The 25,822-nt window shown below is 41.3% G+C and carries 25 protein-coding genes and 5 pseudogenes; 15 read left to right on the top strand and 15 right to left on the bottom strand.

The genetic code is table 11. The features are described 5' to 3' along the window. Positions 1–51: 51 nt before the first annotated feature. The 4 genes and pseudogenes from LC653_RS08245 to LC653_RS08230 all read left to right on the top strand — a co-directional run. Positions 52–259 (top strand): annotated as a pseudogene (locus tag LC653_RS08245) (IS1/IS1595 family N-terminal zinc-binding domain-containing protein); the annotation flags it as partial. Between the two features lie 314 nt (positions 260–573). Further along, positions 574–765: pseudogene (locus LC653_RS08240) on the top strand (DUF4926 domain-containing protein); the annotation flags it as partial. Positions 766–932: 167 nt separating this feature from the next. Further along, positions 933–1,193, top strand: coding sequence for an AbrB/MazE/SpoVT family DNA-binding domain-containing protein (locus LC653_RS08235; RefSeq protein WP_229494029.1), 261 nt, complete (start codon positions 933–935; stop codon positions 1,191–1,193). After that, positions 1,187–1,510 carry a type II toxin-antitoxin system PemK/MazF family toxin gene (locus tag LC653_RS08230; protein WP_229494027.1) on the top strand — a complete coding sequence of 108 codons (324 nt, stop codon included), beginning with the start codon at positions 1,187–1,189 and terminating at the stop codon, positions 1,508–1,510. The genes LC653_RS08235 and LC653_RS08230 overlap by 7 nt, the downstream gene beginning before the upstream one ends. 170 nt (positions 1,511–1,680) lie before the next feature. Here the strand turns inward: LC653_RS08230 and LC653_RS08225 are convergent, their stop codons facing one another. The 5 genes from LC653_RS08225 to LC653_RS08205 form a co-directional block, all read right to left on the bottom strand. Next, positions 1,681–2,385 carry an SAM-dependent methyltransferase gene (locus LC653_RS08225; RefSeq protein WP_229494025.1) on the bottom strand — a complete coding sequence of 235 codons (705 nt, stop codon included), beginning with the start codon at positions 2,383–2,385 and terminating at the stop codon, positions 1,681–1,683. Between the two features lie 241 nt (positions 2,386–2,626). After that, positions 2,627–3,370 carry a pyridoxine 5'-phosphate synthase gene (locus LC653_RS08220; protein WP_229494023.1) on the bottom strand — a complete coding sequence of 248 codons (744 nt, stop codon included), beginning with the start codon at positions 3,368–3,370 and terminating at the stop codon, positions 2,627–2,629. A gap of 40 nt (positions 3,371–3,410) precedes the next feature. Beyond that, complete coding sequence (locus LC653_RS08215; RefSeq protein WP_229494021.1) at positions 3,411–5,462, bottom strand: bifunctional metallophosphatase/5'-nucleotidase; 2,052 nt, start codon at positions 5,460–5,462, stop codon at positions 3,411–3,413. Between the two features lie 387 nt (positions 5,463–5,849). Further along, positions 5,850–6,584, bottom strand: a complete 735-nt coding sequence (locus tag LC653_RS08210; RefSeq protein ID WP_229494020.1) for a class I SAM-dependent methyltransferase — start codon at positions 6,582–6,584, stop codon at positions 5,850–5,852. A 12-nt stretch (positions 6,585–6,596) separates the two neighbouring features. Beyond that, positions 6,597–7,676, bottom strand: coding sequence for a sulfonate ABC transporter substrate-binding protein (locus tag LC653_RS08205; protein ID WP_229494082.1), 1,080 nt, complete (start codon positions 7,674–7,676; stop codon positions 6,597–6,599). A gap of 379 nt (positions 7,677–8,055) precedes the next feature. On the opposite strand from LC653_RS08205, the gene LC653_RS08200 reads away from it, so the two are divergent. From LC653_RS08200 to rbp, 4 genes are all read left to right on the top strand, one after another. Continuing rightward, the gene (locus LC653_RS08200) at positions 8,056–8,208 is read left to right on the top strand and encodes a methyltransferase domain-containing protein (RefSeq protein WP_229494018.1); all 153 of its coding nucleotides are present in this window, start codon (positions 8,056–8,058) and stop codon (positions 8,206–8,208) included. 520 nt (positions 8,209–8,728) lie between these two features. Then, on the top strand, positions 8,729–9,088 hold the full coding sequence (locus LC653_RS08195) for a VOC family protein (RefSeq protein WP_229487261.1): 360 nt from the start codon (positions 8,729–8,731) through the stop codon (positions 9,086–9,088). Between the two features lie 28 nt (positions 9,089–9,116). Further along, a complete protein-coding gene (locus tag LC653_RS08190; protein ID WP_229494017.1) occupies positions 9,117–9,716 on the top strand; it encodes an arsinothricin resistance N-acetyltransferase ArsN1 family B in 600 nt (199 codons plus the stop codon). A 775-nt stretch (positions 9,717–10,491) separates the two neighbouring features. Further along, positions 10,492–10,791, top strand: a complete 300-nt coding sequence (gene rbp, locus LC653_RS08185; protein WP_100902586.1) for an RNA-binding regulator — start codon at positions 10,492–10,494, stop codon at positions 10,789–10,791. Between the two features lie 104 nt (positions 10,792–10,895). Here the strand turns inward: rbp and LC653_RS08180 are convergent, their stop codons facing one another. From LC653_RS08180 to LC653_RS08165, 4 genes are all read right to left on the bottom strand, one after another. Further along, entirely contained in the window at positions 10,896–12,263 is a 1,368-nt protein-coding gene (locus LC653_RS08180; protein WP_229494015.1) for an LLM class flavin-dependent oxidoreductase, read from the bottom strand. A 37-nt stretch (positions 12,264–12,300) separates the two neighbouring features. After that, positions 12,301–13,437: an FMNH2-dependent alkanesulfonate monooxygenase gene (ssuD, locus tag LC653_RS08175; protein WP_229494013.1), complete on the bottom strand. Its 1,137-nt coding sequence runs from the start codon at positions 13,435–13,437 to the stop codon at positions 12,301–12,303. A gap of 17 nt (positions 13,438–13,454) precedes the next feature. Next, positions 13,455–14,501: a sulfonate ABC transporter substrate-binding protein gene (locus LC653_RS08170; RefSeq protein WP_229494012.1), complete on the bottom strand. Its 1,047-nt coding sequence runs from the start codon at positions 14,499–14,501 to the stop codon at positions 13,455–13,457. A gap of 113 nt (positions 14,502–14,614) precedes the next feature. Beyond that, entirely contained in the window at positions 14,615–15,370 is a 756-nt protein-coding gene (locus LC653_RS08165; protein ID WP_229494010.1) for a dienelactone hydrolase family protein, read from the bottom strand. A gap of 152 nt (positions 15,371–15,522) precedes the next feature. Between LC653_RS08165 and LC653_RS08160 the strand changes: the two genes are divergently transcribed. The 5 genes and pseudogenes from LC653_RS08160 to LC653_RS08140 form a co-directional block, all read left to right on the top strand. Beyond that, the gene (locus LC653_RS08160) at positions 15,523–15,936 is read left to right on the top strand and encodes a GNAT family acetyltransferase (protein WP_229494008.1); all 414 of its coding nucleotides are present in this window, start codon (positions 15,523–15,525) and stop codon (positions 15,934–15,936) included. 50 nt (positions 15,937–15,986) lie between these two features. Then, positions 15,987–16,421, top strand: a complete 435-nt coding sequence (locus LC653_RS08155; RefSeq protein ID WP_229494006.1) for a VOC family protein — start codon at positions 15,987–15,989, stop codon at positions 16,419–16,421. 301 nt (positions 16,422–16,722) lie between these two features. Then, positions 16,723–17,220 (top strand): GNAT family N-acetyltransferase, encoded by a 498-nt coding sequence (locus tag LC653_RS08150; RefSeq protein ID WP_229494004.1) that lies wholly within the window; start codon positions 16,723–16,725, stop codon positions 17,218–17,220. A gap of 237 nt (positions 17,221–17,457) precedes the next feature. Next, complete coding sequence (gene curA, locus LC653_RS08145) at positions 17,458–18,480, top strand: NADPH-dependent curcumin/dihydrocurcumin reductase (RefSeq protein WP_229494003.1); 1,023 nt, start codon at positions 17,458–17,460, stop codon at positions 18,478–18,480. 185 nt (positions 18,481–18,665) lie between these two features. Further along, positions 18,666–19,067, top strand: a pseudogene (locus tag LC653_RS08140) (collagen-like protein); the annotation flags it as partial. A 258-nt stretch (positions 19,068–19,325) separates the two neighbouring features. Here the strand turns inward: LC653_RS08140 and LC653_RS08135 are convergent. The 4 genes from LC653_RS08135 to LC653_RS08120 form a co-directional block, all read right to left on the bottom strand. Beyond that, the gene (locus LC653_RS08135) at positions 19,326–19,886 is read right to left on the bottom strand and encodes an ABC transporter permease (RefSeq protein ID WP_229494001.1); all 561 of its coding nucleotides are present in this window, start codon (positions 19,884–19,886) and stop codon (positions 19,326–19,328) included. A 556-nt stretch (positions 19,887–20,442) separates the two neighbouring features. Further along, entirely contained in the window at positions 20,443–20,634 is a 192-nt protein-coding gene (locus tag LC653_RS08130) for a hypothetical protein (protein ID WP_229494000.1), read from the bottom strand. A 75-nt stretch (positions 20,635–20,709) separates the two neighbouring features. Beyond that, entirely contained in the window at positions 20,710–21,462 is a 753-nt protein-coding gene (locus LC653_RS08125) for a hypothetical protein (protein ID WP_229493998.1), read from the bottom strand. Positions 21,463–21,955: 493 nt separating this feature from the next. After that, positions 21,956–22,531, bottom strand: coding sequence for a TIGR04376 family protein (locus LC653_RS08120; protein WP_229493996.1), 576 nt, complete (start codon positions 22,529–22,531; stop codon positions 21,956–21,958). A 257-nt stretch (positions 22,532–22,788) separates the two neighbouring features. On the opposite strand from LC653_RS08120, the pseudogene LC653_RS08115 reads away from it, so the two are divergent. Together LC653_RS08115 and LC653_RS08110 are read left to right on the top strand one after the other, a co-directional pair. Further along, positions 22,789–22,929 (top strand): annotated as a pseudogene (locus LC653_RS08115) (DUF3131 domain-containing protein); the annotation flags it as partial. Between the two features lie 9 nt (positions 22,930–22,938). After that, a pseudogene (locus LC653_RS08110) lies at positions 22,939–23,301 on the top strand (DUF3131 domain-containing protein); the annotation flags it as partial. Positions 23,302–23,478: 177 nt separating this feature from the next. Here the strand turns inward: LC653_RS08110 and LC653_RS08105 are convergent. Next, positions 23,479–23,622 carry a hypothetical protein gene (locus tag LC653_RS08105; protein ID WP_229493995.1) on the bottom strand — a complete coding sequence of 48 codons (144 nt, stop codon included), beginning with the start codon at positions 23,620–23,622 and terminating at the stop codon, positions 23,479–23,481. A gap of 410 nt (positions 23,623–24,032) precedes the next feature. Then, complete coding sequence (locus tag LC653_RS08100; RefSeq protein WP_229493993.1) at positions 24,033–25,298, bottom strand: ATP-grasp domain-containing protein; 1,266 nt, start codon at positions 25,296–25,298, stop codon at positions 24,033–24,035. Between the last annotated feature and the right edge of the window lie 524 nt (positions 25,299–25,822).

The following is a 25,822-nucleotide window of genomic DNA, read 5'->3' as shown; positions in this document are numbered from 1 at the left end:
TATTTATTAATTGGCGTTGCATAATAAAGGGATGAATTGAGGGGTTATACTGTGCAGTGTCCATACTGTGAGTCTACTGAGATTAGAAAAAATGGAAAGCGAAGAGGTAAACAGAATCACATTTGTGTCAATTGTGGTCGTCAATTTATCGATGTTTACAGCCCGCCAAAAGGGTACTCAGATGAGGTAAAACAAAATTGGCTTTTAAGCATATGTAAATGGCATGGGATTTCGAGCAATTGAACCTGATAAAGGTGTTCAGACGCTCGCGGACTCGCTAACGCTTTGCTATCACCAGGTCGCGGCGATAGCGTAGCTAAGCCGAGGAACGAGCGTCGGAGTCCCCCACCATACATAAAAGTTGGTGTTCTTGATGAACGCAAGAAGGAGTACTGGGTACTGGGTACTGGGTACAAGCAACAAGTTTTTTAAAATTTGGTGGTGGGTAATGAGCAACCACCATAATTTTAAGGGTTTTACACCCAGTCCCCAATCCCTAATCCCCAGCGATGCACTGAGCGTGGTCGTTGTGTCCCCAGTCCCTTTTACACAAGTGTCATTTCTTCGGTCAAACAAGTTGGCGCAGTAGTAGAATTATTAGCTGGCGGTGCTGCATTTGAGGTTGAATTTAGCGATGCCTGCGGCGGGCTACGCCTACGCAACGGCCGTACTTATGAATCTGTCGGTTTACGCCCAGAGCAAATTATGGTATTACATTTTGAGCCAGCATCCCCTGATTCAGTCCCGGAAATGATGCCAGCGTAATCGATATAAAAACCCAGATGCTAATGATATTTATGATGGGCTACCCTTACGCACATCAACCTAGAGAATCTGGCGATCGCATTAAAAATTATTGAAAAATTGAGCGCTTCTTGACAAAAGCCTGATTAGTAATCACAATGTAATTACAATCAAGGATAAGTATCCTCATGGGGACAGCAATTAGAACCCGTATTGTTAAAATTGGGAATTCTCAAGGTATCCGCATTCCTAAACTTCTGCTGGAACAAAGTGGTATTGGTGAAGAGGTGGAAATTGAAATTCAAGATTGTCACCTAATTGTCCGTGCTGCCTCTCAATCGCGCAAGGGGTGGGATGAAGCATTTGCAACAATGGCGAAGCAACACGACGATGCACTGCTCGATGATGCCGTAACTACAGAGTGGGAGGATCTAGAGTGGGAGTGGTAGTCAATCGATTTGATGTGTTTTTGGTTAACCTCGACCCAACGATTGGCAGTGAGATTCAGAAGACAAGACCCTGTGTAGTAATTTCACCAGATGAGATGAATAAATATATTGCCACGGTTATTGTTGCTCCGATGACAACTAAAGGACAGTCTTATCCGACTCGTGTTGCTTGTCAGTTTCAGGGCAAGGATGGGCAAATCGTTTTAGATCAAATTTGTACAATTGACAAAACTCGATTAGTCAAAAAGCTAGGTCAGATTGACTCTGATGAACAAAAAGCAGTTTTAGATACCTTAGCTGAAATGTTTGCCGAATAATATGCCTAATAATCTTATACACCGGATGGTTATGAAATTCCACCGTAATGGTTATACCAATTCTCTACTAAGGTGCGCTTTATTAGTCCCCCCTTGGAAAGTGGCGACGGCGCAGCCGGGTGATAAATAGATTGTAGCTATCACAAATACAACGAATTACGAATTATGAATTACGAATTACGAATTACATTAATATCTCTGGTTATCTTCAACATTTTATTTCCACCAGGCTGTAATTCGTATTCAACCTTTTCAATATCTATCTTGTAACCCATTGCAGTGTAATATTTTACGATTTCATCTAAATGTTGTGAATGTTTCCACATTAAAGTTATGAGGGGAAATATTCGGACTTCTTTAGCAATACGCAGCATCTCACCTATAGAATCTAGGTGAAAATCGTAATTGAGATGGTCTGAATATAAAAACAATAGATGTGAACAAAGGGCTATGTCAAATTCTTGATTTTTAAATGCCAACTTTGGCAATTCACCGACTGTGTATCTATTAGACTTTTTACCAATTTCATAATCAGACAGAAATTCTTGAATAACTTTCACTCGATTGTGTCGCAAATCATCTGGAGATTTATGATAGCTCCATACCCAATCATTCGATGTAGCCTTGACTTGGTTAATGATGTTATCTACCACTTCATTAAATCTTTGCAATATCTCATCACCGGAAAATTGGTAGAGTGGATCAACAGAAACTACACTTTTACCCTGACGTGTCATTTCTGCATTAAAGCTTGCCGGGCCATCCCCAATCCCAATAATGCTTTTATTTAAATCTGCGTTTTTTAAATTGAATATTTTTATATATTCATCCATTGACCTTCCAAAAGGAACTACTTTATCTAGAACCATTGCCATATAATTTACCTCGTCAATAGACTGATTAAATAATTCGTAATTCGTAATTCGTAATTCGTAATTCGTAATTAAGTTTTGTAATGGGGATTTAACCCCAACACAAAACTTGCTTTTTTATTGAACCAAATACTATTTGCTCATTCTCCCAAGCTGGGGCAAACTTATACATATTTAACTGTCTGACTTCTGAATCTTGTAAGTTGCTCATTGCAGCCAAAAAAAATAGTTAGTTATTTTTTGATTAAATAGAATACTTTAGCGAACCGTAGTTCAAAGATAAGATTTTTAAATATTCTTGCACAGCAGTAAATAATCCCACCTCCAAAGCATCGGCAATCAAGGCATGACCAATAGACACTTCAAGTATGCCAGAAATTGTACAGAATTTTTCTAAGTTTTGCAGATTTAAATCATGCCCAGCGTTCACTCCTAAACCAATTTCCTGAGCCTTTTGTGTTGCTTTTTGGTAATCTTGAAATACAGACTCTACATTGCCATTACGAAAAGCTGTAGCATAAGGTTCTGTATATAGCTCAATGCGATCACTTCCAATCTCTTTAGCACGTTTAATTTGAGTTAAGTCAGTATCCATAAACAAGCTGACTCGAACTCCGAGGTCTTTTAGCTCTCGAATGATTGGTCTGAGCCAAGAGCCATCTGTAGCCAGATCCCATCCGTGGTCTGATGTGAAAGCATCAGGTGCATCGGGAACTAAGGTACACTGCGTTGGTTTGATTTTTCTGACTATCTCTAAAAATTGAGGTGACGGATTACCTTCTATGTTGAACTCAACAGTCAATATCTGCGCCAGTGCATCGACATCTTCGGGCTTGATATGTCGCTGGTCTGGGCGTGGATGAACTGTGATTCCCTGTGCACCAGCTTTAATGCAGGTCAAAGCCGCTTCAATTACACTCGGTCTACCAAAATTTCGAGCATTCCTGAGTAAAGCGACTTTGTTAAGGTTAACGCTGAGATTGGTCATATTACAAATATGTTAGAGTTTGTTATTTACAGCCAAATAATTAATCTGATAACACCACATCTTTACGCAATTTGAGATTTTGAATGCGAGTATCTTGGGCGGGTGGCACATCCCCTTGAGCAAATGGAATCTGCTTAAAGTTAGCAGCCAGATATTCTGCTAATGCATCTTGCTCCGAACCATCAGCAGCAAAGGTGGCTAAACCTGTGCGTTTGCTCTTATCAGCATCTTTTGATGTCAAATCAACCCGTTCTCTTTTGGGAAAAGGATAGCCATCACCACCAGTTGCGAGAAAGTTAAGGGTAACAGTGCGGAAGACCCGATTAGAGTCACCCACTAACTCTGCATTTTTAACCACGACATCAATAGTTTTGCCTTTCCCATCTTTGATAGCAAGGGACTTGACACGCTTACCTGCTGGCAAGTCTGGGTCAAAGCTAAAGACTAATCCCGCTACTTGGGGAAAACTGCCAGGGGTGGCACCGGGTGCGATCGCTGCTACACTATGTTCAATCACCGCCAGTAATTCCCCAGCATTCAGAGTAACTAAAGTCAAGCCGTTGTTGAACCGTAAAGCATTTGTGATATCAAGTTGGGAGATTTCTTTTGCTTTCTTACCTGCCACAGGATTTGCTTGAGGTGGCAGTTTGATAACATCCTGTGAGCGAGTCGAACCTGCGGGAAAGGTATAGATACCGATATTGTCACGGATACCACCACCATTTTTGATAGAAATGACAGTCTTAGGATCGTATCGCTTGGCGATCGCTAAATTAGCTTCGGCTGTCAAATTCCCTAAATTGGTTTCTTGTGTGCGGACATCACCCCGCCAGCCGTTGAGGAAAACGTTGGTTTTCCCGAAAATCTGACCATCTTGGGCAATAATTACTTTTTTAAGTGCCTCTGTAATGGCGACAACTTTCGGGTCAGGTTTCGCACCTACAGCAGCTACACCTTTGGAATCAGTAGCATAAGCACCACTGATTTTGGAGTCAATACTAAACGGAATAATCACTCCATTGGCATCAAAGTTAACTACTAGACGACCAACATAGCGATAGTTTCCATCAGTATTAACTACGGCTATCGGATTACCATCTGCTGCTTTTTTGAGGATTGGGTAAGTTCCAGCAGATTTATCACCCACTCGCAGACGGTCTGTTTTGTCGGCTAATAAGGTATTGGAACCACCAGCAACGATAATATCTACTCCCTTGAGTAATCCTGCTAGCTTTTGCTCAATCGCAATTTGCTGCATGTGCGCCAACAGAATGACTTTATTAATCTTTGGGTTTTTTGTCAGCAACGCATCGACAGAAGTTTGAATTTCAGCAGCTAAGGCGGCGATGTCTGCGGCATCACGGTCATTAAATTCTTTAGGCAACACAGTCACACCACCGGGAGAGGAAATAGTCCGCAGTGTCGGAGTTGTCGCCCCAACTACAGCAATTTTTTCACCATTGAGGGTAATAATGGTGCTACGCGCAATCTTATTAGGAATTTTACTTGCTTCTTGTCCATCAGCAGTAACTAAGTTTGCCAGGTCTTTATCAGTGCTGAAGTCTAGATTTGTACTGAGATAGGGAAACTTTGTACCTGGGTAATCTTCTTTAGGTCGGATTAAGTCAGCAACAAGACCCGTACCTAAGTCAAATTCGTGATTGCCAAATGCGATCGCACCAAACCCAAGAGCATTTAAAATTAAAATATCTCCTCTTCCCTGTCCACCAAAAACTGTGTCACTGGCAAATAAAAAAGGGCTGGGAATATAGGCATCTCCAGATGAAAGGATTAAGGTATTAGGATAATCAGGCTTGCCGTCACGATTTGCATCTTGATTTTTGAGTGCATTCAACACCGCAGAAAAGTTTGGTACATCCTTCAGCGCAAGAACCCCTGCTTCTTGGTCGGAAGTATGTAAAAGTTGCAGTGTGAATCCAGCCTTAGGTGCTGTTCTGACTTGCGCCACACCACCACGACTTCCTATAAATAAAAAGATGCTAGATATCATTAGCCAGCTTAACTGGCTAGCATTTGAATGTCGGCTATTAAACTTACTTAAAAATCGGTTTTTATTATCTAAAAAAGACATAATAAATTTTAGAGTTAATCAGTGATGAATAATTTTCTAGTTTATTACAACCAGAAGCTATAATATTTAACTCCTGTCCGTGGGTTTAAGTCCCCCGGTTCAAAAATCACGCAAGTTTTGTGTTGGGGTTAAATCCCCATTACAAAACAAAATTTACGAAAGCGTTGCGGGGCGTTCGCGTTTAGCGTCTCTAAGAGTTGCCCATTACGAATTACGAATTACGAATTACGAATTACGAATTATTTAACCCCAGCCATTCAGCGCAAATGTATGCTAAAATCATATATATTTTACTATTTATATTATTCGTTTTACATCTTTACAATAAAATCTGTAATTCTTTTCGTTTGATTTTCTTACTAAAATCGCGCATATTTTGTTGTAGTCTCATACAGATTTATGGGCAATGAATGCAGCATGAGCTTTGGGCAGATTGTACTCACCATAACTACGCACAATCTCAACTTGGAAACCAACTTGACGAAGTTTTTCTGCAATATCTGTCGCTTCATATAACTGCTGATAGTGTACTTCATCATCCCGCCTGTAGTGTTCTCCCACTTTACGAAAGGTGATAATTCTACGGGTAAGTATCCTCTCCTTTTGATCCTCCTTTTTTTCAACAAGTACTATCCAATCCTCTCCTTCATTGAATCCCTTAGTTGTAATTCCCGGTGCAATCTGTCCTGGCTCTGCAATATCGAAAATTAAGACACCTCCAGAAGCTAAAGCGTTGTATATGCGGTCAAACAGATCAACCAGCATTTGAAGATGGGGATCTGGATCAAACAAGTAATTAAAGCATTCACTGATCGATATTACGGCATGACACGGTGAAATTTCAGCTTTGAAAAATGATTCGACTCGGAACTCTGCATCTGGCACTCTTTTGCGAGCGATTTCAATCATTGACTGAGAGATATCAATTCCGAGAACACGATAATTAGCCTTCGTGAGTTCTTGCGCTGATAATCCACTTCCACACCCCAAATCTACCACTAGCCCATCCCGGATTTCGCTTCGATGCAGGATTTCTATAATGCCGAGAGCAGATTTGAGAGCGTAATTACTATAACCGACATCATGGATATATGCGAGATCGTCCTTGTACCACTCTTTCATATTGCGACTCGTCTATTTATTCAATTTGCCTTGCCAAACAATTTCCTTAACTTTGATTTCTTTTGGGATCAATTTAATCTTGTAGAAGGTATCTGCAACCTCTTGTTGTTTCGTAATCACTTCATCTGTGAGCGGAAGTATATCATACTCACGCCGCTTTTCTGCGATTTCCAACACAGGAGCATCTATACCCAAAGCTGGGGAAAGAAATTTAGCAACTTCACTAGGATTATTCTTTGCCCATTCACTAACTTTCTTTACCTGATCGAGAACTATTTTCAAGGCATCTGGCTTGGCATCAACAAAAGATTTTGCAGCCAGATAATAACCACGATTGGGAGCTAATCCCGTCGCGTCTATTAAAGTGCGTGCGCCCGTTGCTGCTTGTGCTGCGGCTAAGTAAGGGTCCCAAATTGCCCAAGCATCAACGTTTTTTCTCTCAAAAACAGCACGAGCATCGGCGGGAGTGAGAGTTACTTGTTGGATGTCACTGTACTGTACCCCTGCTTTTTCCAGTGCTTTCACCAATAGGTAATTAGCATTAGAACCTTTGGCAAAAGCAACTTTTTTGCCCTTGAGTTCAGCCACACTTTTAATAGGTGAATCCTTGGGCACCAGAATGGCTTCAGCCTTGGGACTCCAAGGATCGTAGGCAACATAAACCAAAGGAATACCCCCAGCTTGAGCAAATATAGGTGGTGATTCTCCGGTATAGCCAAAATCAATGCTGCCTGCATTCAATGCCTCTAAAAGTGGGGGGCCAGCCGGAAATTCCGCCCAAGTTACGGAAGATCCTGAAGCTGCAAAGGCTTTCTCTAATTCCCCTCTCCCCTTCAGCGCATAGAGGACAGTTGACGCTTTCTGGTAGCCTATGCGAACTGTGGTATTGCTAGTTGCTGGACTCGGGGCTTGGGTTGTCTGCGGTGTGCCAGAGTTGTCGCTTGCGCTTGGAGAACAAGCAGAGACAGCCAAAGTTAAACTAAGTCCCACTGCAAACAGTAGAGAAAAAGTGCGGATTCTTCGTTGTTGGAACCTTTGCAGGAAGGCAAAAGCCATACCCAACAGTCGGGTTGGAAAGAACTTAGTCAACATCATCACTCTGCTTTCAAGGGTAAATTAATATCACACTTCAGCAAACTTACGGTATAACTCCGGCAAGCTTATTGATTTACCGTATGATTATGGAATGATAAAAATATCACATAATTAAAGCTAAAATGCAAGTTGATTTGCTGAAGAAAAAATTTTCCCTAAAAGTCTTAGCAACGTCAAATCTAAACTTAATGGGATCAAAAAGCGCATGATGACAGATAATATTCTTGAACAACAGATTGAGTACTATCGCGCTAGAGCCAACGAATATGATAAGTGGTTCTATAGGAAAGGACGCTATGATCGCAGCCCCTAAATTAACCAGCGCTGGTTTCATGAAGTAACTATTATCAAAAATGCATTATATAAAATTGGCGTGGTGGATGATATTTTAGAGTTAGCATGTGGAACAGGTATCTGGACGCAGGAGCTTTTGATTATCGTTAAAAAAATTACTGCGATCGATGCCTCTGAAGAAGTGATTGTAATTAATCGCTCTCAGCTATTTCCTCTGAGTAATAATGACCAATAATTTCAGATTCTCAAAATTTTTTATTAGCCTGATCAACTTCAAGACAAGCTAAAAAAAGCAGTTTTTCAGGCTGAGGTTAAGGTGACAGATAACTATTTTATCTCTACACATGAGAGTAAGGTTTAAATAGTTCTTAATTCTCACTATACCCCACTTATTCAGTATCACCTCAATGCTATGCGAGTATCAGACCTATTTTTTCTGGTGGAGACATCAATTCAACATGGTATGAGGAAGCTTCATCCGACTATTTTCCATGACACACTCCTTAAGTTCTGTACTGATGCTTGATCATGTATATATATTTGTAATAACTATACAGATGACTGATGTGGGGCTAAAGGAGTAAAAATGAAATGTATTTTGATTTACAGCGAACAACGTTATCTAGAGCTAGGTGAACAGAAAGTTGAAAACCTTTTTTAAATTGAAGATAGGCTATTTATTGATTAATCTTAGTTAACTATGATTGCCGAGCAAGCACAGTAAAATCCACTAGCTGCCCAATAGACCGTTTGCAATGCAAATTCTTAAAGTACTAACTAGAGTCTATCTTAGTCCGATAGATTTGGATGAGGCGATCGCTTTCTATGAAAACCTCTTTACAGAAAAATGTTGGTTGTGGTTTCAATATTCCGAGGCTGAGTTGGAACTCGCAGGTGTGGGTTCTATTCTTTTAATTGCTGGTTCGGCAGAAGCACTCTCTTCATTCAAGAGTACACATGCAACATTTCTCGTTGACTCACTCAATGATTTTCGAGAAGCACTTATTCAGCAGGGTGCAGTGATTCTGGCCGAACCTAACAAAGTTCCCACTGGAGTCAATATGCGAGCCATGCATCCTGATGGAAGCATTATTGAGTATGTTGAGTTTGCATAATTGATTTTTAGCCCAAAAAGGATGTGCTGTGAAGGCTACAATCAGACTAGCTAATGAAAGTGATGCCTTAAAAATGCTGGCAATTTATGCGCCAGTTGTGCGGGAAACTTCAATTTCCTTTGAGATAGAGCCTCCCAGTAAAACGGAATTTGAGGGGCGCATCCAGAATTATCAACAGCAGATGCCTTGGCTAGTGTGTGAAATTAACGGTGAGCTTCTAGGTTATGCCTATGCTACTCCCTACCGGACTCGTGCCGCTTACCAATGGTCTGTAGAATCATCCGTGTACGTCAATGTTGAGCATCGTAGAAAGGGAGTTGCGAAAGCCTTGTATACTTCTCTTTTTCGGTTGCTGCAACTCCAAGGATATTACAACGTTTTTGCTGCGATCGCTTTACCGAATCCCGCAAGTGTCGCTGTGCATGAGGCTGTCGGATTTTTGCCTGTAGGTGTATTTTGCAGAGTAGGGTATAAATTTAGTGAGTGGCACGATGTCGGCTGGTGGCAACTATCTCTGCACCAAGAGCTACCCCTACCTGTAAATTCAGCTCTTTCTTTACTAGAAATTCAAAAATCATCTCTGTGGAATGAAGCTTTAAGAAGTGGACTCTTACTACTTCGCGTTTAACTTGGTGTTGCCATTAGCTACTTAACATTTGTATATAATTTTCCATAGATTTATCTGCAATAGGACATTCTGATAATAATGAGCATTTAAGTTGCATAAAAGCAGGGCTGTTCGCGAAGCGTTCCCGTAGGGTAGCCCTTACTACAAGCGGAATCATTCTGGAAAAATGAATGACGATTACAATTATGAAATGCTTTTCCTAACATTAAATACTGCGACAACATTGGTATAGGTTCCTAAGAAGGCTTGTAGGGAAACTTTATTTGTATTCCAGATGCTCAGATATCCAGCCTGAGTGAATTGCTTAGTATACATTATTGTCTTAGTACGTGTAGGTTGCCATAACGTACCAAGACAGCAAAAATTATTCTTTTACGTTTAAGAGGATGTTTGAAAAGTATTGGGCGAATAGAATTCGCTACTACACAAAGGAAGTCCACCTCCGTGGACTAACGAAAAATCAAGGTTTTTAACCCACGGAGGTGGGTTTTGTCTGTGTAGCCGCGACTTCTAGTCGCCAAGGCAAGTAATAAATTAGACTTTTCAAACAACCTCTAATTAAGTCCGCTTACTTAGCTATGAATTGCTTACATTACTTTTAATAACAGTTTTATCAACTCCCACTAAATATTTAGCTGCTATGTCATAATAAAAAGTGAGAATTAATTCGGCGACCGCGTTTGTTTTTATTATTGACAGGCTTTTTCCTTTTGGTATTCACAGACTTTTCTCCGAAATCTAAAACTCTACACATCTATGATTTGGGAGACAATTTATGTCAGTTTATGTAGGCAATCTTTCTTACGAAGTTACAGAAGAAGGTTTGAATTCTGTGTTTGCAGAATATGGTTCTGTAAAGCGGGTTCAGCTACCGACCGACCGTGAGACAGGTCGTATGCGCGGCTTTGGTTTTGTGGAAATGGGCACAGATGCTGAAGAAACAGCTGCCATTGAAGCTCTTGATGGTGCTGAGTGGATGGGACGTGACCTCAAGGTGAACAAAGCTAAACCCAGAGAAGACAGAGGTTCCTTTGGTGGAAATCGGGGAAACAATAGCTTCGGCAATCGTTACTAAGATTCAGAGATATAGCTCTTAAAGCTAGTCTATAAATTGAATTTAGTTGTGGCTCAGGCAGGAATGCTTGAGCCTTTTTGCTGCAAAAGTGGCTTGATAAAAAATTAGGCGATCGCCACTTCACGAGTAGCAACTTTGCTAAACTGATTTACCGGACGAGGTAAACCAAGATTTTCGCGCAGGGTTCGTGCTTCATACTCTGTGCGGAACAGACCGCGACGTTGCAATTCAGGAATTACCAAGTCAACAAACTCATCCAATCCTCCGGGCAACCAAGGCGGCATGATATTAAAGCCATCTGCCCCGCCATTGACAAACCAATCTTCTAGTTGATCGGCAATGTGTTCTGGTGTGCCCAAAATTTGACGATGCCCACGCGCTCCAGCTATCCATAAATACAGTTGTCGAATCGTTAAATTCTCTCTACGAGCCAGGTCAGTCAAAAGTTGCTGACGGCTTTTACCGCCGTTAGTCTCTGGTAAATCCGGCAACGGCCCGTCCAATGGATAGCCGGACAGGTCAAATCCACCGATCATCGAGCCAAGCAAATTTAAGCCGACTACCGGATCGATCAACTCCTGAATCTGATCGAATTTATCCTTAGCTTCTTGCTCAGTTTTGCCGATGACTGGGAATACACCAGGCATAATCTTAAGATGGTCAGGTGAGCGTCCGTATTGAGCCAGTCTCCCCTTCACATCTGTATAAAATGCCTGAGCTTCTGCCAGAGTCTGCTGGGCAGTGAAAATTACCTCCGCAGTTTGTGCAGCAAGATCCTTACCATCCTCGGAAGATCCAGCTTGAATGATCACTGGATAACCCTGGATGGGACGCGCCACATTTAGCGGGCCGCGCACTGAAAAATGCTCGCCTTTGTGGTTGGGAACGTGGAGTTTATTTGGATCGAAGTAAATACCTGACTCTTTATCATGTAAGAAGGCATCATCCTCCCAACTATCCCAGAGCTTGGTGACAACATCCACAAACTCTTTGGCACGCTCATAACGTAGCGTATGCTCCATGTGCTTTTCCTGATTGAAGTTCAGCGCTTCAGCTTCAGTGGCAGAAGTCACGAGATTCCAACCGGCACGACCGCCGCTGAGATAATCTAGTGATGCAAACTTGCGGGCGAGGTGATAAGGCTCGTTGTATGTAGTCGATACTGTCGCCGTCAAACCAATGTTTTCCGTCACCACAGACAGAGCCGACAACAGGGTGAGAGGTTCAAAGTGGACGAGTTTACCATTGCGGCTCAAAACGTCAGCGCTTTGATTGCGATCGCGCACAGCCACGCCGTCGGCAAAGAAGATCATGTCAAATTTGCCGCGTTCTGCCGTCTGTGCCAGCCTTTTATAATGTTGAAAGTTCAAACCACCGTCAGCTTGGGCTTCAGGGTGCCGCCATGACGCAACATGATGGCCAGTGCTTGGCAAGAATGCACCTAGTCTAAGTTGAGGTTTTTTCGTACTCATGCTTTTTTGAATTTTGAATGTATGAATTTTGGATTGCTTATACAGGCTGTGGTTTGAGTAAATCTGTTTTGGTAACAAATTCACTGAATGTACTTGCAACCTGCTGCGGTAATGCAATCGCAGGAGTTTGCAGTGGCAAGTGGGGAAACACTAATTCAGCGACTCGATAGGCTTCTTCGAGATGGGGATACCCTGAGAAAACGAAGGTATCAATTCCTAAATCGGCATATTCCAGCATTCGCGCTGCAACTGTCTCTGCATCTCCGACTAAGGCAGTCCCAGCACCCCCACGCACTAAGCCAACACCTGCCCATAAGTTGGGGCTAATTTCTAAGTTTTGGCGATTACCCTTATGCAGTTGGGCCATGCGGCGTTGTCCTTCTGATTCAGATTGAGCAAACCGCCGATGTGCAGCAGCTATGGTTTCATCATCCACATACTGAATCAGTTCATTAGCTGCATCCCAAGCTTTTTGCGTAGTTTCACGCACTATAACGTGCATCCGAATCCCAAAGCGGACTGTTCTACCTTGTTCTGCTGCTAATCGGCGTACCTTTGCAATCTTTTGAGCAACTTGATCTGGTGGTTCACCCCAAGTTAAATACACATCAATATGTTTAGCAGCAACTTGGAGCGCAGCATCTGAAGAACCACCAAAATATAAGGTGGGGTAAGGCTTTTGTACGGGAGGAAATTGGAGTTTAGCGCCTTTAACTTTTAGATGACGACCACTATAGGTTACTTCTTCACCTTGCATGAGCGATCGCCAAATTGTCAAAAACTCATCTGTGAGTTCATAACGCTGATCGTGATCTAAGAAAATCCCATCTTTAGCAAGTTCTTTTGTATCACCACCAGTGACAACATTCAGAATGATTCGACCGTTAGAAATCTGGTCAAAAGTAGCAGCCATTCTAACTGCCAAGGAAGGCGACATAATTGCTGGACGGAAAGCTACGAGAAACCGCAAGCGTTCCGTAACTGAAATTAACGAAGTAGCTACAATCCAGGTATCCTGTTTTTGTCCAGTACCAATTAACATCCCACCATAGCCCAATTTATCAACAGCTTGAGCTATTTGCTGCATATAAGGATAAGTCGCCGGCCGCCTGCCAATTGTAGTACCTAAATAACGCTCGTCTCCCTGTGTAGGTAAATACCAAAAAACTTCCATGTTCCTATCTCCTGGCGCTATTTCTGACTGATAGTTTCTGGTGTAATGGCTGCATATTCTTCACTAGTTAGCATCGCTTCCTTGATACTAATTGGTTTAGGAATAACTTTTTCTTTGGCAAACAAATCAGCTATCTTCTGTTGATTTTTCATGATTTCTGGCGTAATTGGTCTTAAGCCAGAAGTTCGCCTTTCAACCATTGTTGTTAAAATATCTTCATCAATTTTGAGGTGAGGAATAGTAAGTTTTACAACTTCTGCTCGGTTTTTCTCAGCCCATTGACCTGTGTTATCTATCTCTTCAAGAACTAATCGCACTAATTTCGGATTTTCTGTGGCAAACTTTCGCGCCGCCATGTAATATCCGCCCTGAGTAGAAATGCCACTAGCATCTCTCAAAACACGAGCATTTGCCTTTTTTTGTGCCACCGCTAAATAAGGGTCCCAAGTTACCCAGGCATCAATTTTTCCTTGAATAAAAGCATCACGGGCTTCTGAAGGTGGGAGACTAATGGCTTGAACATCACTATATTTCAAACCAGCCTCTTCCAAAGCTTTTATTAATAAGTAATGGGAAGCAGAACCCTTTTGAAAAACTACTTTTTTACCTTTGAGGTCGGCCAACGTGCGAATTGTTGAATTATTTTGAACTAGAATTCCGCTTCCTTTACCAGTGCTGGGTTTATTACTAGCAACGTAGACTAAAGATGTCCCAGCCGCTTGGGCAAATATCGGGGGAGTTTCGCCTACAGAGCCAATATCAACCCTACCCACATTCATAGCTTCCATCAGTTGTGGCCCTGCGGCAAATTGCGCCCATTCGACGGAAACACCTAAAGGCTGTAGACGCTTTTCTATCAATCCTTTTAGTCTGACAATATCCCCAGAACTTTGATATCCCATTCGGACAACTTTGGTTTTCAAACCAGTGGCTTGATTTTCTGAGTTTGCGGTTTGGACTGAGCAACTAATTAAAGTTGTTGAGATTGTTAATAATCCAGGTAATAGAAATAGTGAAAAACGTTGGAAAATGTTAACTCGTGGCTGTTTGAAGGCGGTAATCATCGATGTGATACTTTATTTTTATTTGCTTTTGACTATTTGGCTAATATTTGCCGACGTTCAGTAGAGGCGCACATCTGTGTGCCCAAAGCGCGTATTGCTCCTAACTCAAAGATTTAGACTTTTTGAAGCTGAAGGTTTTTTTGGAACAGTTCTTGAACGTTTTTCCAAGCATCGGCAGCAGCTTCGGCATTGTAGCTGGCGCGATGGTTGCAGAAAAAGCCGTGTTCTGCACCAGGATAGCGGAAGACAGCATGAGGAATCTGATATTTCTTCAGTTCCGCCTCGATCTGCTCTGTTTGCTCCAAGGGGATTCCTTTATCTTCAAGACCAAAGAATGCGTAAATGGGGCCTTTAATATCAGGAGTACGGGTGATCGTTGGTTCTCCACCGCCGGGAGTTGAGTTGGGAATACCGCCACCATAGAAGGAAGCTGTAACTTTAATATCTGGTAATGTGGCAGCTAGGTAAACGACGTGGCCGCCAAAGCAGAAACCAATGGAGCCGATCGCATCTCCTTGCACATTTGGTAGAGTTTTTAAATAGGCGATCGCAGCTTTAATATCACTCAATATTTCATCTGCTGTTGTCTGCTCCTTATACCCTCTTCCTTGCTGGACATCTTCAGGCGTGTATCCACCCTCAAAACCGGGAGCGGTGCGTTGAAATAAAGTCGGTGCGATCGCCACATACCCCTCTTTGGCAAATTTCTCAGCAACTTCCCGAATGTGAATATTGACGCCAAAGATTTCCTGAATCACGATAACAGCTGGGAAGGTTCCCTTTTGTGCTGGTTCAGCTAAGTAAGCATCTATTTGCAAATCACCGTTAGGGACTTTAACTTGAGCGGTGCGAATTTCTGTGTTTGTCATCTTAGGGATTAGCCTGTAATTGCTTTGAGGACGAAATGTTTTATGGTAAGTTTTGTACTTATATTACTTAAAATTTACCGATTTACCGTAGTTTATAGAGTAGTATTTCACAAACCATAGGCAAAGGCAAGTCCTTTGATTTAGAGATGTAGATGAATATCAGACTATATCAAGAATCTGATGTTGAATCAGTAAGTGCTCTGTGGGATGAGGTGTTTCCTAATAACCCATCGCACAGCAGCCCAAAATTGGTAATCAGTCAGAAACTTGCTGTACAGCCTGAGTTGTTTTTCGTTACGGAGATTAACTCTGTAATTATAGGCACTATAATGGCAGGATATGACGGGCATCGCGGTTGGCTATACACAGTTGCGGTCAGTCCTCACTATCAACGGCAGGGTATTGGTAGCAAGCTAGTGCGACACGCAGAGAAGGTATTGATAGCGATGGGATGCCTCAAAATCAATCTCCAAGTTCGTGTCTCCAACGCAGAAGTAGTTGAGTTTTATAGAAAACTTGGCTATCTCGTCGAAGAACGCATCAGTATGGGAAAGCTTGTCGCATAGGTGATTGATTGTAGAGTTGCCAAATTTAACCCAAACTAGGAAAAAAATTTATGAAGCTTAATGCAGTTCATCATATTCAGGTAACTTATCCTCTTGAGGTGGAGGATGCAATGCTGTTTTTCTACAGCAAAGTTTTGGGATTGACTGAAATTCCCAGACCTGAGGTAATCAAAAACGATTCAGGAGCGTGGTACAAGTTGGGAGACATTGAGCTGCACATTAGTACAGAGAAAAACACCAATAACCAAGGATCTAGACGGCATTATTGTTTTCAAGTCGATAACTTGAACGCCTTTGAGGAACACCTAAAAGGACATGGGGTAGAAATTATTCCCGATCAACGACCGCTCCCAGGATGCGTGCGGTTTTTCCTCCGCGATCCCGGTGGGAATCGAATAGAGATCGCAGAATTCGTCAAGAGTACTTTTGTCCAGCTACAAACAGAGGAGTTGCTATTAAAAAGACATTCAGTAACATTGTCTTAGATACCAAGATGACTGGAAGTCGCACGCCAGTTAAGCTAAACCACATCTAGTTTGCATATCTAAAATTTATATAACTCTTGTGGGGTGGGCATCTTGCCCGCCGCAATGATGCAATTTAAATGTGGAACAGCTTACTACTCTGCTTTAAACTTTCTGGCAACATCTAAAAAAGCTTGATTTTCTGCTAGTACAGCACGGCGAAAATAAACCACCCATTCCAAATCAACGAAACTCTTACGCTATATTCCTTTTGACTTTTGACTTCCGCTTTGCGGTACTAGTCTGCGTAGGCAAATTAATTATGTGGATTGAACCTGCAACTCCTGAACACCAGATAGCCTTTAATGACTGGGGTAAATTTGACCGCCTAGAAACAAAAACATGCCGTCCGATTATTGACGGTCAAAGAATTACCATAAGTGATAAAGCAATAGTTTTTGCTTTCTTCATAGATGGATTAGAAGAACCTGTAGGAAAATTCAGATATTTTGATATTAACCCACGAAATCGTTCGGCAGAATTTGGATATACCATCAACCCAAAATTGCGAAAACAGGGTCTAGGAACAAAAATGTTGATTACTGCCATCGATTACCTGTTGACAACAACAGAACTCAACAAATTATATTGTCAGACTGCTGCTTTCAACATTGGTTCAGTTAAACTACTTGACAAGCTCGGTTTTCATAGAGATGGAATTTTAAGAGAACATCACGAGTTAGACGGTAAACTATGGGATGATTATATTTACAGCATTTTACGGAGTGAGTGGAAAATTAGCAGATTTTTCAATAATTAACTGTTTAATTAATCTTACTTACTGAGAATATACCAATCCAATTTTATTTTTTAACTTATTTGTGTATGCAGGAAGTGGGGAATAGGTAATCAGCCTTTTCGAGTTGTACGGAGTTTGTTGAAAAATAAAATAGGAATCCTAGATTTTTTGTAAGTCTCACACTAAAGGTAGAAGTATTTTCGGAATACACATCTGTATACCAATAAATGGTCAGATTAATTTAGAGGAAAATAACTTATGTCTGATTTAATTAACAAACAAATCATCCTTAAAAGTCGTCCAGTCGGCGAACCAAAGGAGAGTGATTTTGCTTTAGTAGAAACACCAACTCCCGAACCGGGTGAAAACGAAATTCTTAGCCGCACTATTTATCTATCTCTCGATCCTTACATGCGTGGTCGCATTAGTGGAGGTAAGTCTTATGCTGCATCAGTAGAATTGGGTTCAGTTATTGTAGGTGGTACAGTCAGTCAAGTAATTAAATCAAATCATCCTCAATTTAAAGTTGGAGATTTTGTTCTTAGCAATAACGGTTGGCAAACTTATGCTGTATCTAAGGGTGAGACACTGCGTAAACTTGATCCTACTCAAGCACCTTTATCCTATAGTTTAGGTGTACTGGGTATGCCTGGTCTGACTGCTTATGCTGCTCTACTTGATGTTGGTCAACCGAAAGAAGGTGAAACTGTTGTGGTTTCAGCCGCTTCTGGTGCTGTCGGTGCAGTAGCAGGTCAAATTGCCAAAATTAAAGGTGCGCGAGTAGTGGGAATTGTCGGGAGTGACGATAAGCGGGATTATATAGTTAAGGAATTAGGTTTTGATGTTGGCATTAATCGCAAAACTCAAGAACTTGATTCAGCCCTTAAACAAGCTGCCCCTAATGGCATTGATGTTTACTATGACAATACAGCAGGTGTAATTTTAGAAGTTGTGTTGCAGCAAATCAACCTTGGGGCAAGAATTCCATTAGTAGGTTTGATTTCGGAGTATAACGCTACATCTACTCCATCAGGGCCTAATTTAATGCCACTACTAATCAAACGAGCTTTAATCAAAGGTTTCTTAGTTAGCGATTATCAACATCGGTTTAATGATTTTTTGCGTGATGTTTCTGGATGGTTGCAGTCTGGTCAACTCAAGTATAAAGAAGATGTAGTTGTTGGTTTAGAGAACGCTCCTAGTGCATTTATCGGTTTACTTCGAGGTGATAATTTTGGCAAGCTGATTGTTAAGGTTAATGACAACCCAACAACAGCTTGATCGGTTATTAAGCTAGGTGTGTGCTACGTTGACGCATGGTTATCAACGCGATCGCGTCAGCCACGACATAAGGGATTTCCAAGAAATAAATTATCCAAATAAACGAACCACAGAGACGCAGAGAACACAGAGAGAAGAAATAGAGAGAATTTTCGCGTCAGTTTTGGGATATTTTTTTATTTGGAATTCCCAAAAAAGATGTTACCCGGTTAGCTGTGGCAGAGTTTGCCGATGCAGGACAAAACCTCAACTTAAAAATAGTCGATTTGGCAGCAAAGTCTGATGCTATTAATACTCAGTTTCGCGTAAAATTCCGCGCACAGGATAGCTTGCACGGTTTTTCTGGCTATAAAACTGAATATGAAGGTGATATTCCCAACGAACTTGTGACTCGTGACTACAACCGTTTTACTCTAGCTTTGGGCAAGCTCAAAATTCCTGACGAAGTTTTACGCCCTGGTGTCAACGTTGATATTGAAGTCGTAGCAACTCGTTCTTTAGGAATACGTTCTGCGAAGCAAACTATTAGCTGGCAGGGTGCAATCCCCAAGGCAAAAGTCAAAAGTCAAGGGATTTCCAAGAAATAAAGTATCCAAGAAAACGAACCACAGAGGCGCAGAGAAGCCAGTGCGCCCTTGCGGTTAAGAGACTTGTTCGCGCAGCGTCTCCCCTTGGGAGAAGCAAGTGGCGCGACACCGAGAGATGAAGAAGAGAGAGGATTGTTGTATGAGATTTTTGGATATTTTTTAATTTGGAAGTTCCCAAAAGTCAAAATAATTGTATTCCGAGCTTCTTGCGCCATTTTAAATGGTATGTTTATTTCCGCCGTCTGTACTAGAAAAAATTTAGGAAGATTTTTTCCCATCAGAAACCATTTGCGAGAGAATATAGGCTGCGAAATCTAGTAATTGATCTAGCAAAAACCCAATGATACCGATGTAGATGATCACCTGGATTATGTAATCGGCATTGCCAGCTTTATAAGCATCCCAAAGGGTAAAGCCAAGTCCTTTTGGGCCGATTAACATTTCTGTAGCAATAACTATAAACCAAGCTACCCAAATGCTAACTTTCAAGGCGTGAAATAGATGAAATATAGCTACTCGAAAGTTCTTATTCTGTCTATGAAAATGCCGCATCCCTATTGCCGTATTAATAATCATCGTCCAGAGAGTTCCCAAAAAAACTACTATAATAGCAGCCGATTCGCTCTCTTGGAATGCTATTAGGGCAATAGGTAGCAAAGCTATAGGAGGGATACTATGTGGTATCTGAAATATCAGCCTAAATAGCTGATAAATCATGTTATTAATCCCTATGAAATATCCGATAAAACTACCCAAGACAACGGCTGGAATGTAACCGACAAATAACCGTTGCAGGCTAGCTAAAATGTCTAAAAACATATTATCCTCTCTGCCTCAGTTCTCATGGAAAACATTTAGGAAATACTGTGGCAATAACACAAAATAGCGAATAGAAAAGTGTATTTAATTACACGTTATCTTTGAACACCACAAGATTATTGATATTTTCTCCTCCTTGATGGCTAATCAAAAACTTAGGTATTCTTACGATGTGGTAGTAGTAATACAAAGAAGAGGTAAAACTTGGCTTTACTAAACCTTATCAGAAAAATAAATCCTGATTAGTAAATTAAATACAATTTCCAGAATTTACTTGCTTGATAATTGTACTAATACCAATTAGTTGTAAAGCTGCACAAAATCAAGCTTGGTCAGACTTGGGGCTTGAGCAAATTGTTCGGAAGCAATTTCATAGGTAATCTGTATAAATAAGAATATCTAAAATTTTTAATATTAAATGAATAACAAAGTTTGTTATTAGCAATACAAAATATTTTGTAAATAGTAAGGATTAGAGGTAATTTGTCAAGCAAAAATAAAAATACTTTAGGGTAGCTAGTGCGCTGCTTGGATTCTCAACTGTTTTACTGACATTTTAAGCACCCAAAATTACCTGAGCTAATCGGCGTACTCCTTCCTGAATTTGCTGCTCATTTAATTCAGCGTAACCCAAAATAAATTCACTACCAGTATGGGCTGGGGAAATTCCCTTGCAATTGAATGTGGCAAAACCCATTGCCGATTCAGGCTTGCATCCCCAAATTGACGTACCTGCATATATCAGCAACTATATTAGACCAAAAGCCACGCGGTAGCCTCAAACAACACAAGGAAAAGCTGTTTTATTTGATAACGCCTTTAACTAACCAAGTTTGATACCCTGTTGCTTGAGTAGATTTATCAACAATTTTTGAACTATACCAATTAAACTACCAATAAGAGGAGTAGGCACAGTTAGGAGATATCGACGGAAAGTTTTGACATCGAAGGGCCAAACGGGTAACTCATCAGTCATAGTGTACAAGGCACGTAGCTGCTGAATTTTTTCAGATTTTTTCTTGAAAGCTTCTGTCTCTTCAGCCAGACTAGTATAAATCCCTGAATACTCTGCTCGGAACTGTCGAGCGATTTTATGTAAAGACTCTTCTTTAGCTCTTTTCATACCGCTATGTGCTGCCAGCAATGGCCCAAAAAAACATTCCATTGATAGCAAAATATATAGTGGAATTACCAGATGAACAAACCACAATTCTTTTTCGATACCTTGTGTAATCACCTGATACTCAATCACGCCAATCAAGATACCTAATACACCAACTAGATAGGCAGTTTGAAGTGAATAATCACTTAGACATCGAAGACCGCCACAGCGATCGGGATGAAGAGGATTAATATCGAGATTCTTCTTTCCGAAAATCCGGTAGAAAATCCAAATATTTGTAATAAGATTGAGGACAAGCATACTACCCATATATACGACTGCAAATGTGGCAATCGTAATAGTCAAAGTTGCTAAAAGACTAGAGCTAGTCCAACTATTTTCTAATCTTGGTCGAGTTATAAAAACAATAGTGCTGAAAAAGAGAGCGCTGGCAAGTGCTGAAAAGTCCACCAATTACTAATTATGCCCTCGCAACCCCACCCCGCTTTTGTCTAGCGACAAAATCTCCCCTCCCCGTTCACGGGGAGGGGATTAAGGGGAGCCAGTGCGGTCTTAGGGTCTCCCCAAATGGAGCATCTGGCGTGTGGGGTAAAATGACTCTGGAATGAAGCTCTCTGACTTAAGTTGACACGTATGAGCAAAGTTTAGCCCCTACAGCATGGTCTATTTCCGATCGCAGGATAATTAAGAAAAGCCTGAAAACTTCCTCAAGATCCTTAATTCACATCATGATGCATTTGTACAGTGCGTAAGTGCTAAGGGCAAACGCGTCTAAAGTAGTGTGGTTCACAACTAAAGTTAAGAACTAACGGCAAAATCAGCATTTCTCATTTGATAAAAAGTTTTTGGTACATACCTCGCCCCAAGCAATGCCCTGAGCAAGCCGTTGAGTGGGCGTGCTATCTCTTAGACTAATGACTAATGACTAATGACTAATGACTAATGACTATTTTCCTAGATTCCGCTTCATTTGTTCTAACTCATCCTGAGTTTCCCAGCTACGGAACTTCTCTTCTAAGTCATCAAATCCACTAGAATAACTGCTAGTTTTATTTGACCAGCCGTTGGTTTCAAAACGCTGCTGGGTTTGCGCTTTAGCACGGACTGTCTGTGCAACGGCAGCTTTAGCTTGCACTTCCTGTCGCCGTTGCTGAATTTTTCGCAGTAGTTCCTGAGATTGGTTAATGCGTTCTTTCAGCCCTTGCATGTGTCCCCAGCGCTGATTTCCTTCGCGCAACAGGGCTGCTTCTCGCTCGCCCGCAGCACTTGCTAAATCCTCTCTGCCGGCGTTTTTGGCTTTTTGAATACGGATATGCCAACGCTGAATTTCTTGAGCGGTGGACAGAATTTCTTCTTGCGATCGCTTCTCTTGTATTCGTAAATCTGCGATCAGCTTTAATGTGCCTTCCTCTTGCTCACGCAGCTGTTCTAGCAGCGCCTCTAACTCCAAATGTGGATTGTTACGCAAGAATTCTTCTAAACGGTTTTCTAGAAACCGACTCAAATCATCAAATAAGCCCACTGCTAGAACTCCAGAGATCGGGTGCGTGACTATTTTATTGTACTAGTCAGGTGAACTTCTGAGTGTTAGTTAGATTTCAAAATTGGGAAGAATGTATTTGGTGAAAATACGTTGGTCAAAAGAGGCAAGGGAGCAGGGGGCGCAAAGCTTAGGGGAAAACTGAGACGGAGCTTGTACTCCGCCTTCCTTCAGGCGTCCTTTATGACGGGGCTTGATACCCATGTTCCAGAATTCATTCCACGGCTCAGGGGCAGGGCTTGCTCCCCCCGCTCCCAGCAAGAACTGCCCCTGAGCCTCTTCGGTCATACTTCCAGCGCAACTGGAACAATGAAACTGGCTTAGTCAATTCCGTTGATGGCTTTGCCTCTGTAAGTATGTGGGATCAGACAGCAGCGATCGCAGCTTTGGTCAACGGAGAACCTTGGGCAACCATCGCAGATACCAGAGAAAAACACAACGATTTGCGGTTCCTCAGTGCCAAAGCTGCGATCGGCTGGCATGTGCTTTACAATACTACTTACACCAGTCAGTTATTTGATTTTGTCCAAGGCAACCTCAAGTCAAAAGATGGCTGGTACAACGGCTTTTATGAATCTTTGCGTCAGCCGAATAAAACTCTTACCGCCAACAATAATGGTGTGATTTTAGAGAGCTTGTTGTATAAACAAGTTGGACGACCGCTCACAGTTTGGGCAGGAGTCAGGAGCCAGAAGTCAACCAAAAGGGCTATCAGAACACCGCAAGTTACAGCTAAGATTCTTAGACCATGAAAAAACTGGCGTTGCATAATAGAGGGATAAATTGAGGTCATATACTGTGCAATGTCCATACCGTGGATCTACGGTAATTCGGAAGAATTGTACCTACAGAAGTCTATTTATCTCTCCATTCAACAATGCCACCCTATGGCAAAAGTCTCTGAACGGACACTGAAACATCTGGAAATGCTAATGGTGTAACCGTTCCTTCATTGTATTGATAAATGCCTGCGCTACCTCAGTACGCTGTTCTGCGTAATATTGAACGGCATTAGCATATTCTGTGAGAGCTTCAGGATGAAATACATACCTCCCAAAAAACTTTTGAGACATCCTCTTAACTCGACTTTATCCATTTTTACGAAATCCAAAACATGACGCTGAAACGCTTGTAGGATAATAGTTTTAGTTTTTTGACTTGAGCGATAATCAGTGATATCATGTTCGCATAATTAGTTATGATTTCCACAGTCATTGCACCCCACCCCTTAATCCCCTCCCCGCTTGCGGGGAGGGGAGACGAAGCGTAGCTTTGGCGGGGTGGGGTTCTTCGGGTTTAATAAGTAATCAAGCGAACATGATATGACATGGAAAAAGTATTTGCCAAAAATCTAGAGTTTTTGCTGAATCAAGAAAGCCGAGTTCTTAATTTTGGATAAAGTCGAGCTTAAGACTTGGGCAAAGAACACCAGTTTTTATGAAAAATAAGGCTTTCTAACGCCAAATATCAACAGTGGTGCTGTTTAAGGAAGCCATTGTAATCCCTTATTCTGTAATTTACGCTCGATATGCTGCATTTCCTGGATATTTTCTCCAGTAACGATCGCATAAATATCGGTGTTGATTTTTCCGTATTTGATCTTCTCTAAAGCCGACAGAATGATTAAATCCTTGCGATCTAGTTCTGGTTTTAAGGTGACTAAAATTGAATCCAGTGTTCCTTCCATGCGGTAATCACTGGAATATTTAGCTACTCCCTTTCCCAATCCCACTAGGGTATTACGCTGCAAGCACAACGGAGTCGAGCCATTGACTCGAAAATTGGCATCGATGGCATAAAATTGTCCCTCTTGGTCTTCCAGCACATCAAAGCCAATCACGCCGAAATAACCCTGTTTATGAGCATACTGACCAACGTTAGCAATCATCTCAAAGAACTTACTCATGTCAGTGTTGCGGTAGTCAATCAGTCCGCCTAAATAGTTGCCTTCTGGAGTGACGAGTTGGCCGGTAGTGCCGATGAGGGTTATCTCTCCTAGTTTGTTGACATAGAACTGTACGCAGTAATTCTGCACTTCATTCTTGACGAACTCCGAAACAATAATCGTATCGAGCAACTTAATATCAAGATATTTCTTAATTTCTTCAAAGCAGTAGTTCAAATCGCTGGGACTTTTGATGATATAAGTGCCTTCTCCTGAGAGTCCGTGGGAGGTTTTAATTAAGTAAGGGTATTGTGGTAATTGAATGTCTTCGAGATTGACTTGGTGCAGATTATAGCTCTTGTATTTAGGACATTGTACCCCCAATTCGGCTAGCGTTACTTTGCTAAGTAAGCGGTAATGAGTGTCTGGATCAACAGCGTGTTTTTCAGGTTTGAGGTGATCAAAGGGAAATAGAGTGATCAGTTTGTCAAAGCGTTCGCTGTGGCTGAGGTCATCTAGATAACTTGAGCAATCCATCATCGACCTATTGGAGTGGCTGCCGAAATGCTCTTGCCAGTAGCCAATTAGCGACTTTGGCGGTGGTATAATCACAATTCCAGGAATGCGATCGCCTAACACAGCCAGATTTTTCCAAGGTTCTTTCTGACAAATCTTGTCGAAGGAGGTTTTGGTGGCTTCACTACTGCCATCTTGAATAAAATATTTTTTCAGGTTGGGATAAGCAGCCCAACTGGCAGTTGCAGGGTAATTTAGGATAAACCCATAAGATGCATCTGTGATATCTTGAGCAAACAGATCAGAAAGAGTACTCCCTTGAAAATAATGAAAGTCGTATTTTGACATCTACTCCTCCGATAAACCGCATTCCTTTGTGGATGTGGTTGTTTATATTAAATAAGTTTCCTGAATTTCCAAGTAACACCAACTTGAAAAAACAAAGCTGTATATTCAAACTTGAAAACTCAGATGTAATTTAGCTTCATTAACTACACATTACCTTAGCGTAGCCCATTACGAATTGGTATGAGTTATTTCTTGGTAAAGACAGCCACCTTGTCTTGTCCTTCGGTCATATAAGCGCAAATTACGGCGTAATTAATCTATCTGCTGGTTGATTTTCCTCGTAAAGCCGTTGTAATTGTTTTATTTGGCTAGCTTTTATCCCTTGACTATTGCCATAAATCTTTTGCATAAATTAACAGTTGATAATTTGCTTTTTAGCTATCTATCCTATATTTTGCCTTCTGAAATTTTAATTAACTCTATCAAACGAAATAAGTAAATTAGTTTATTTTTTACCATAAAATAATGTTACTAATTATTATTCATATATAGAAGCGATCAAGTGATAACCATGAAGGTGGAAA

It is taken from the genome of Nostoc mirabile CHAB5784, assembly GCF_020829645.1.
Classification (GTDB): Bacteria; Cyanobacteriota; Cyanobacteriia; order Cyanobacteriales; family Nostocaceae; genus Nostoc; species Nostoc mirabile.
The sequence above is the reverse complement of the archived record's forward strand: the minus strand, read 5'-3'. Positions and strand labels throughout refer to the sequence as shown.

What these genes read in the sequence shown, in the direction of transcription:
- LC653_RS08235 (WP_229494029.1), top strand. Translation starts at nt 933, where the DNA reads ATGGGGACAGCAATTAGAACCCGTATTGTTAAAATTGGGAATTCTCAA.
- LC653_RS08225 (WP_229494025.1), bottom strand. Translation starts at nt 2,385, where the DNA reads ATGGCAATGGTTCTAGATAAAGTAGTTCCTTTTGGAAGGTCAATGGAT.
- LC653_RS08220 (WP_229494023.1), bottom strand. Translation starts at nt 3,370, where the DNA reads ATGACCAATCTCAGCGTTAACCTTAACAAAGTCGCTTTACTCAGGAAT.
- LC653_RS08215 (WP_229494021.1), bottom strand. Translation starts at nt 5,462, where the DNA reads ATGTCTTTTTTAGATAATAAAAACCGATTTTTAAGTAAGTTTAATAGC.
- LC653_RS08210 (WP_229494020.1), bottom strand. Translation starts at nt 6,584, where the DNA reads ATGAAAGAGTGGTACAAGGACGATCTCGCATATATCCATGATGTCGGT.
- LC653_RS08205 (WP_229494082.1), bottom strand. Translation starts at nt 7,676, where the DNA reads ATGTTGACTAAGTTCTTTCCAACCCGACTGTTGGGTATGGCTTTTGCC.
- LC653_RS08195 (WP_229487261.1), top strand. Translation starts at nt 8,729, where the DNA reads ATGCAAATTCTTAAAGTACTAACTAGAGTCTATCTTAGTCCGATAGAT.
- rbp (WP_100902586.1), top strand. Translation starts at nt 10,492, where the DNA reads ATGTCAGTTTATGTAGGCAATCTTTCTTACGAAGTTACAGAAGAAGGT.
- LC653_RS08180 (WP_229494015.1), bottom strand. Translation starts at nt 12,263, where the DNA reads ATGAGTACGAAAAAACCTCAACTTAGACTAGGTGCATTCTTGCCAAGC.
- ssuD (WP_229494013.1), bottom strand. Translation starts at nt 13,437, where the DNA reads ATGGAAGTTTTTTGGTATTTACCTACACAGGGAGACGAGCGTTATTTA.
- LC653_RS08170 (WP_229494012.1), bottom strand. Translation starts at nt 14,501, where the DNA reads ATGATTACCGCCTTCAAACAGCCACGAGTTAACATTTTCCAACGTTTT.
- LC653_RS08165 (WP_229494010.1), bottom strand. Translation starts at nt 15,370, where the DNA reads ATGACAAACACAGAAATTCGCACCGCTCAAGTTAAAGTCCCTAACGGT.
- LC653_RS08160 (WP_229494008.1), top strand. Translation starts at nt 15,523, where the DNA reads ATGAATATCAGACTATATCAAGAATCTGATGTTGAATCAGTAAGTGCT.
- LC653_RS08155 (WP_229494006.1), top strand. Translation starts at nt 15,987, where the DNA reads ATGAAGCTTAATGCAGTTCATCATATTCAGGTAACTTATCCTCTTGAG.
- LC653_RS08150 (WP_229494004.1), top strand. Translation starts at nt 16,723, where the DNA reads ATGTGGATTGAACCTGCAACTCCTGAACACCAGATAGCCTTTAATGAC.
- curA (WP_229494003.1), top strand. Translation starts at nt 17,458, where the DNA reads ATGTCTGATTTAATTAACAAACAAATCATCCTTAAAAGTCGTCCAGTC.
- LC653_RS08135 (WP_229494001.1), bottom strand. Translation starts at nt 19,886, where the DNA reads ATGTTTTTAGACATTTTAGCTAGCCTGCAACGGTTATTTGTCGGTTAC.
- LC653_RS08105 (WP_229493995.1), bottom strand. Translation starts at nt 23,622, where the DNA reads ATGTCTCAAAAGTTTTTTGGGAGGTATGTATTTCATCCTGAAGCTCTC.
- LC653_RS08100 (WP_229493993.1), bottom strand. Translation starts at nt 25,298, where the DNA reads ATGTCAAAATACGACTTTCATTATTTTCAAGGGAGTACTCTTTCTGAT.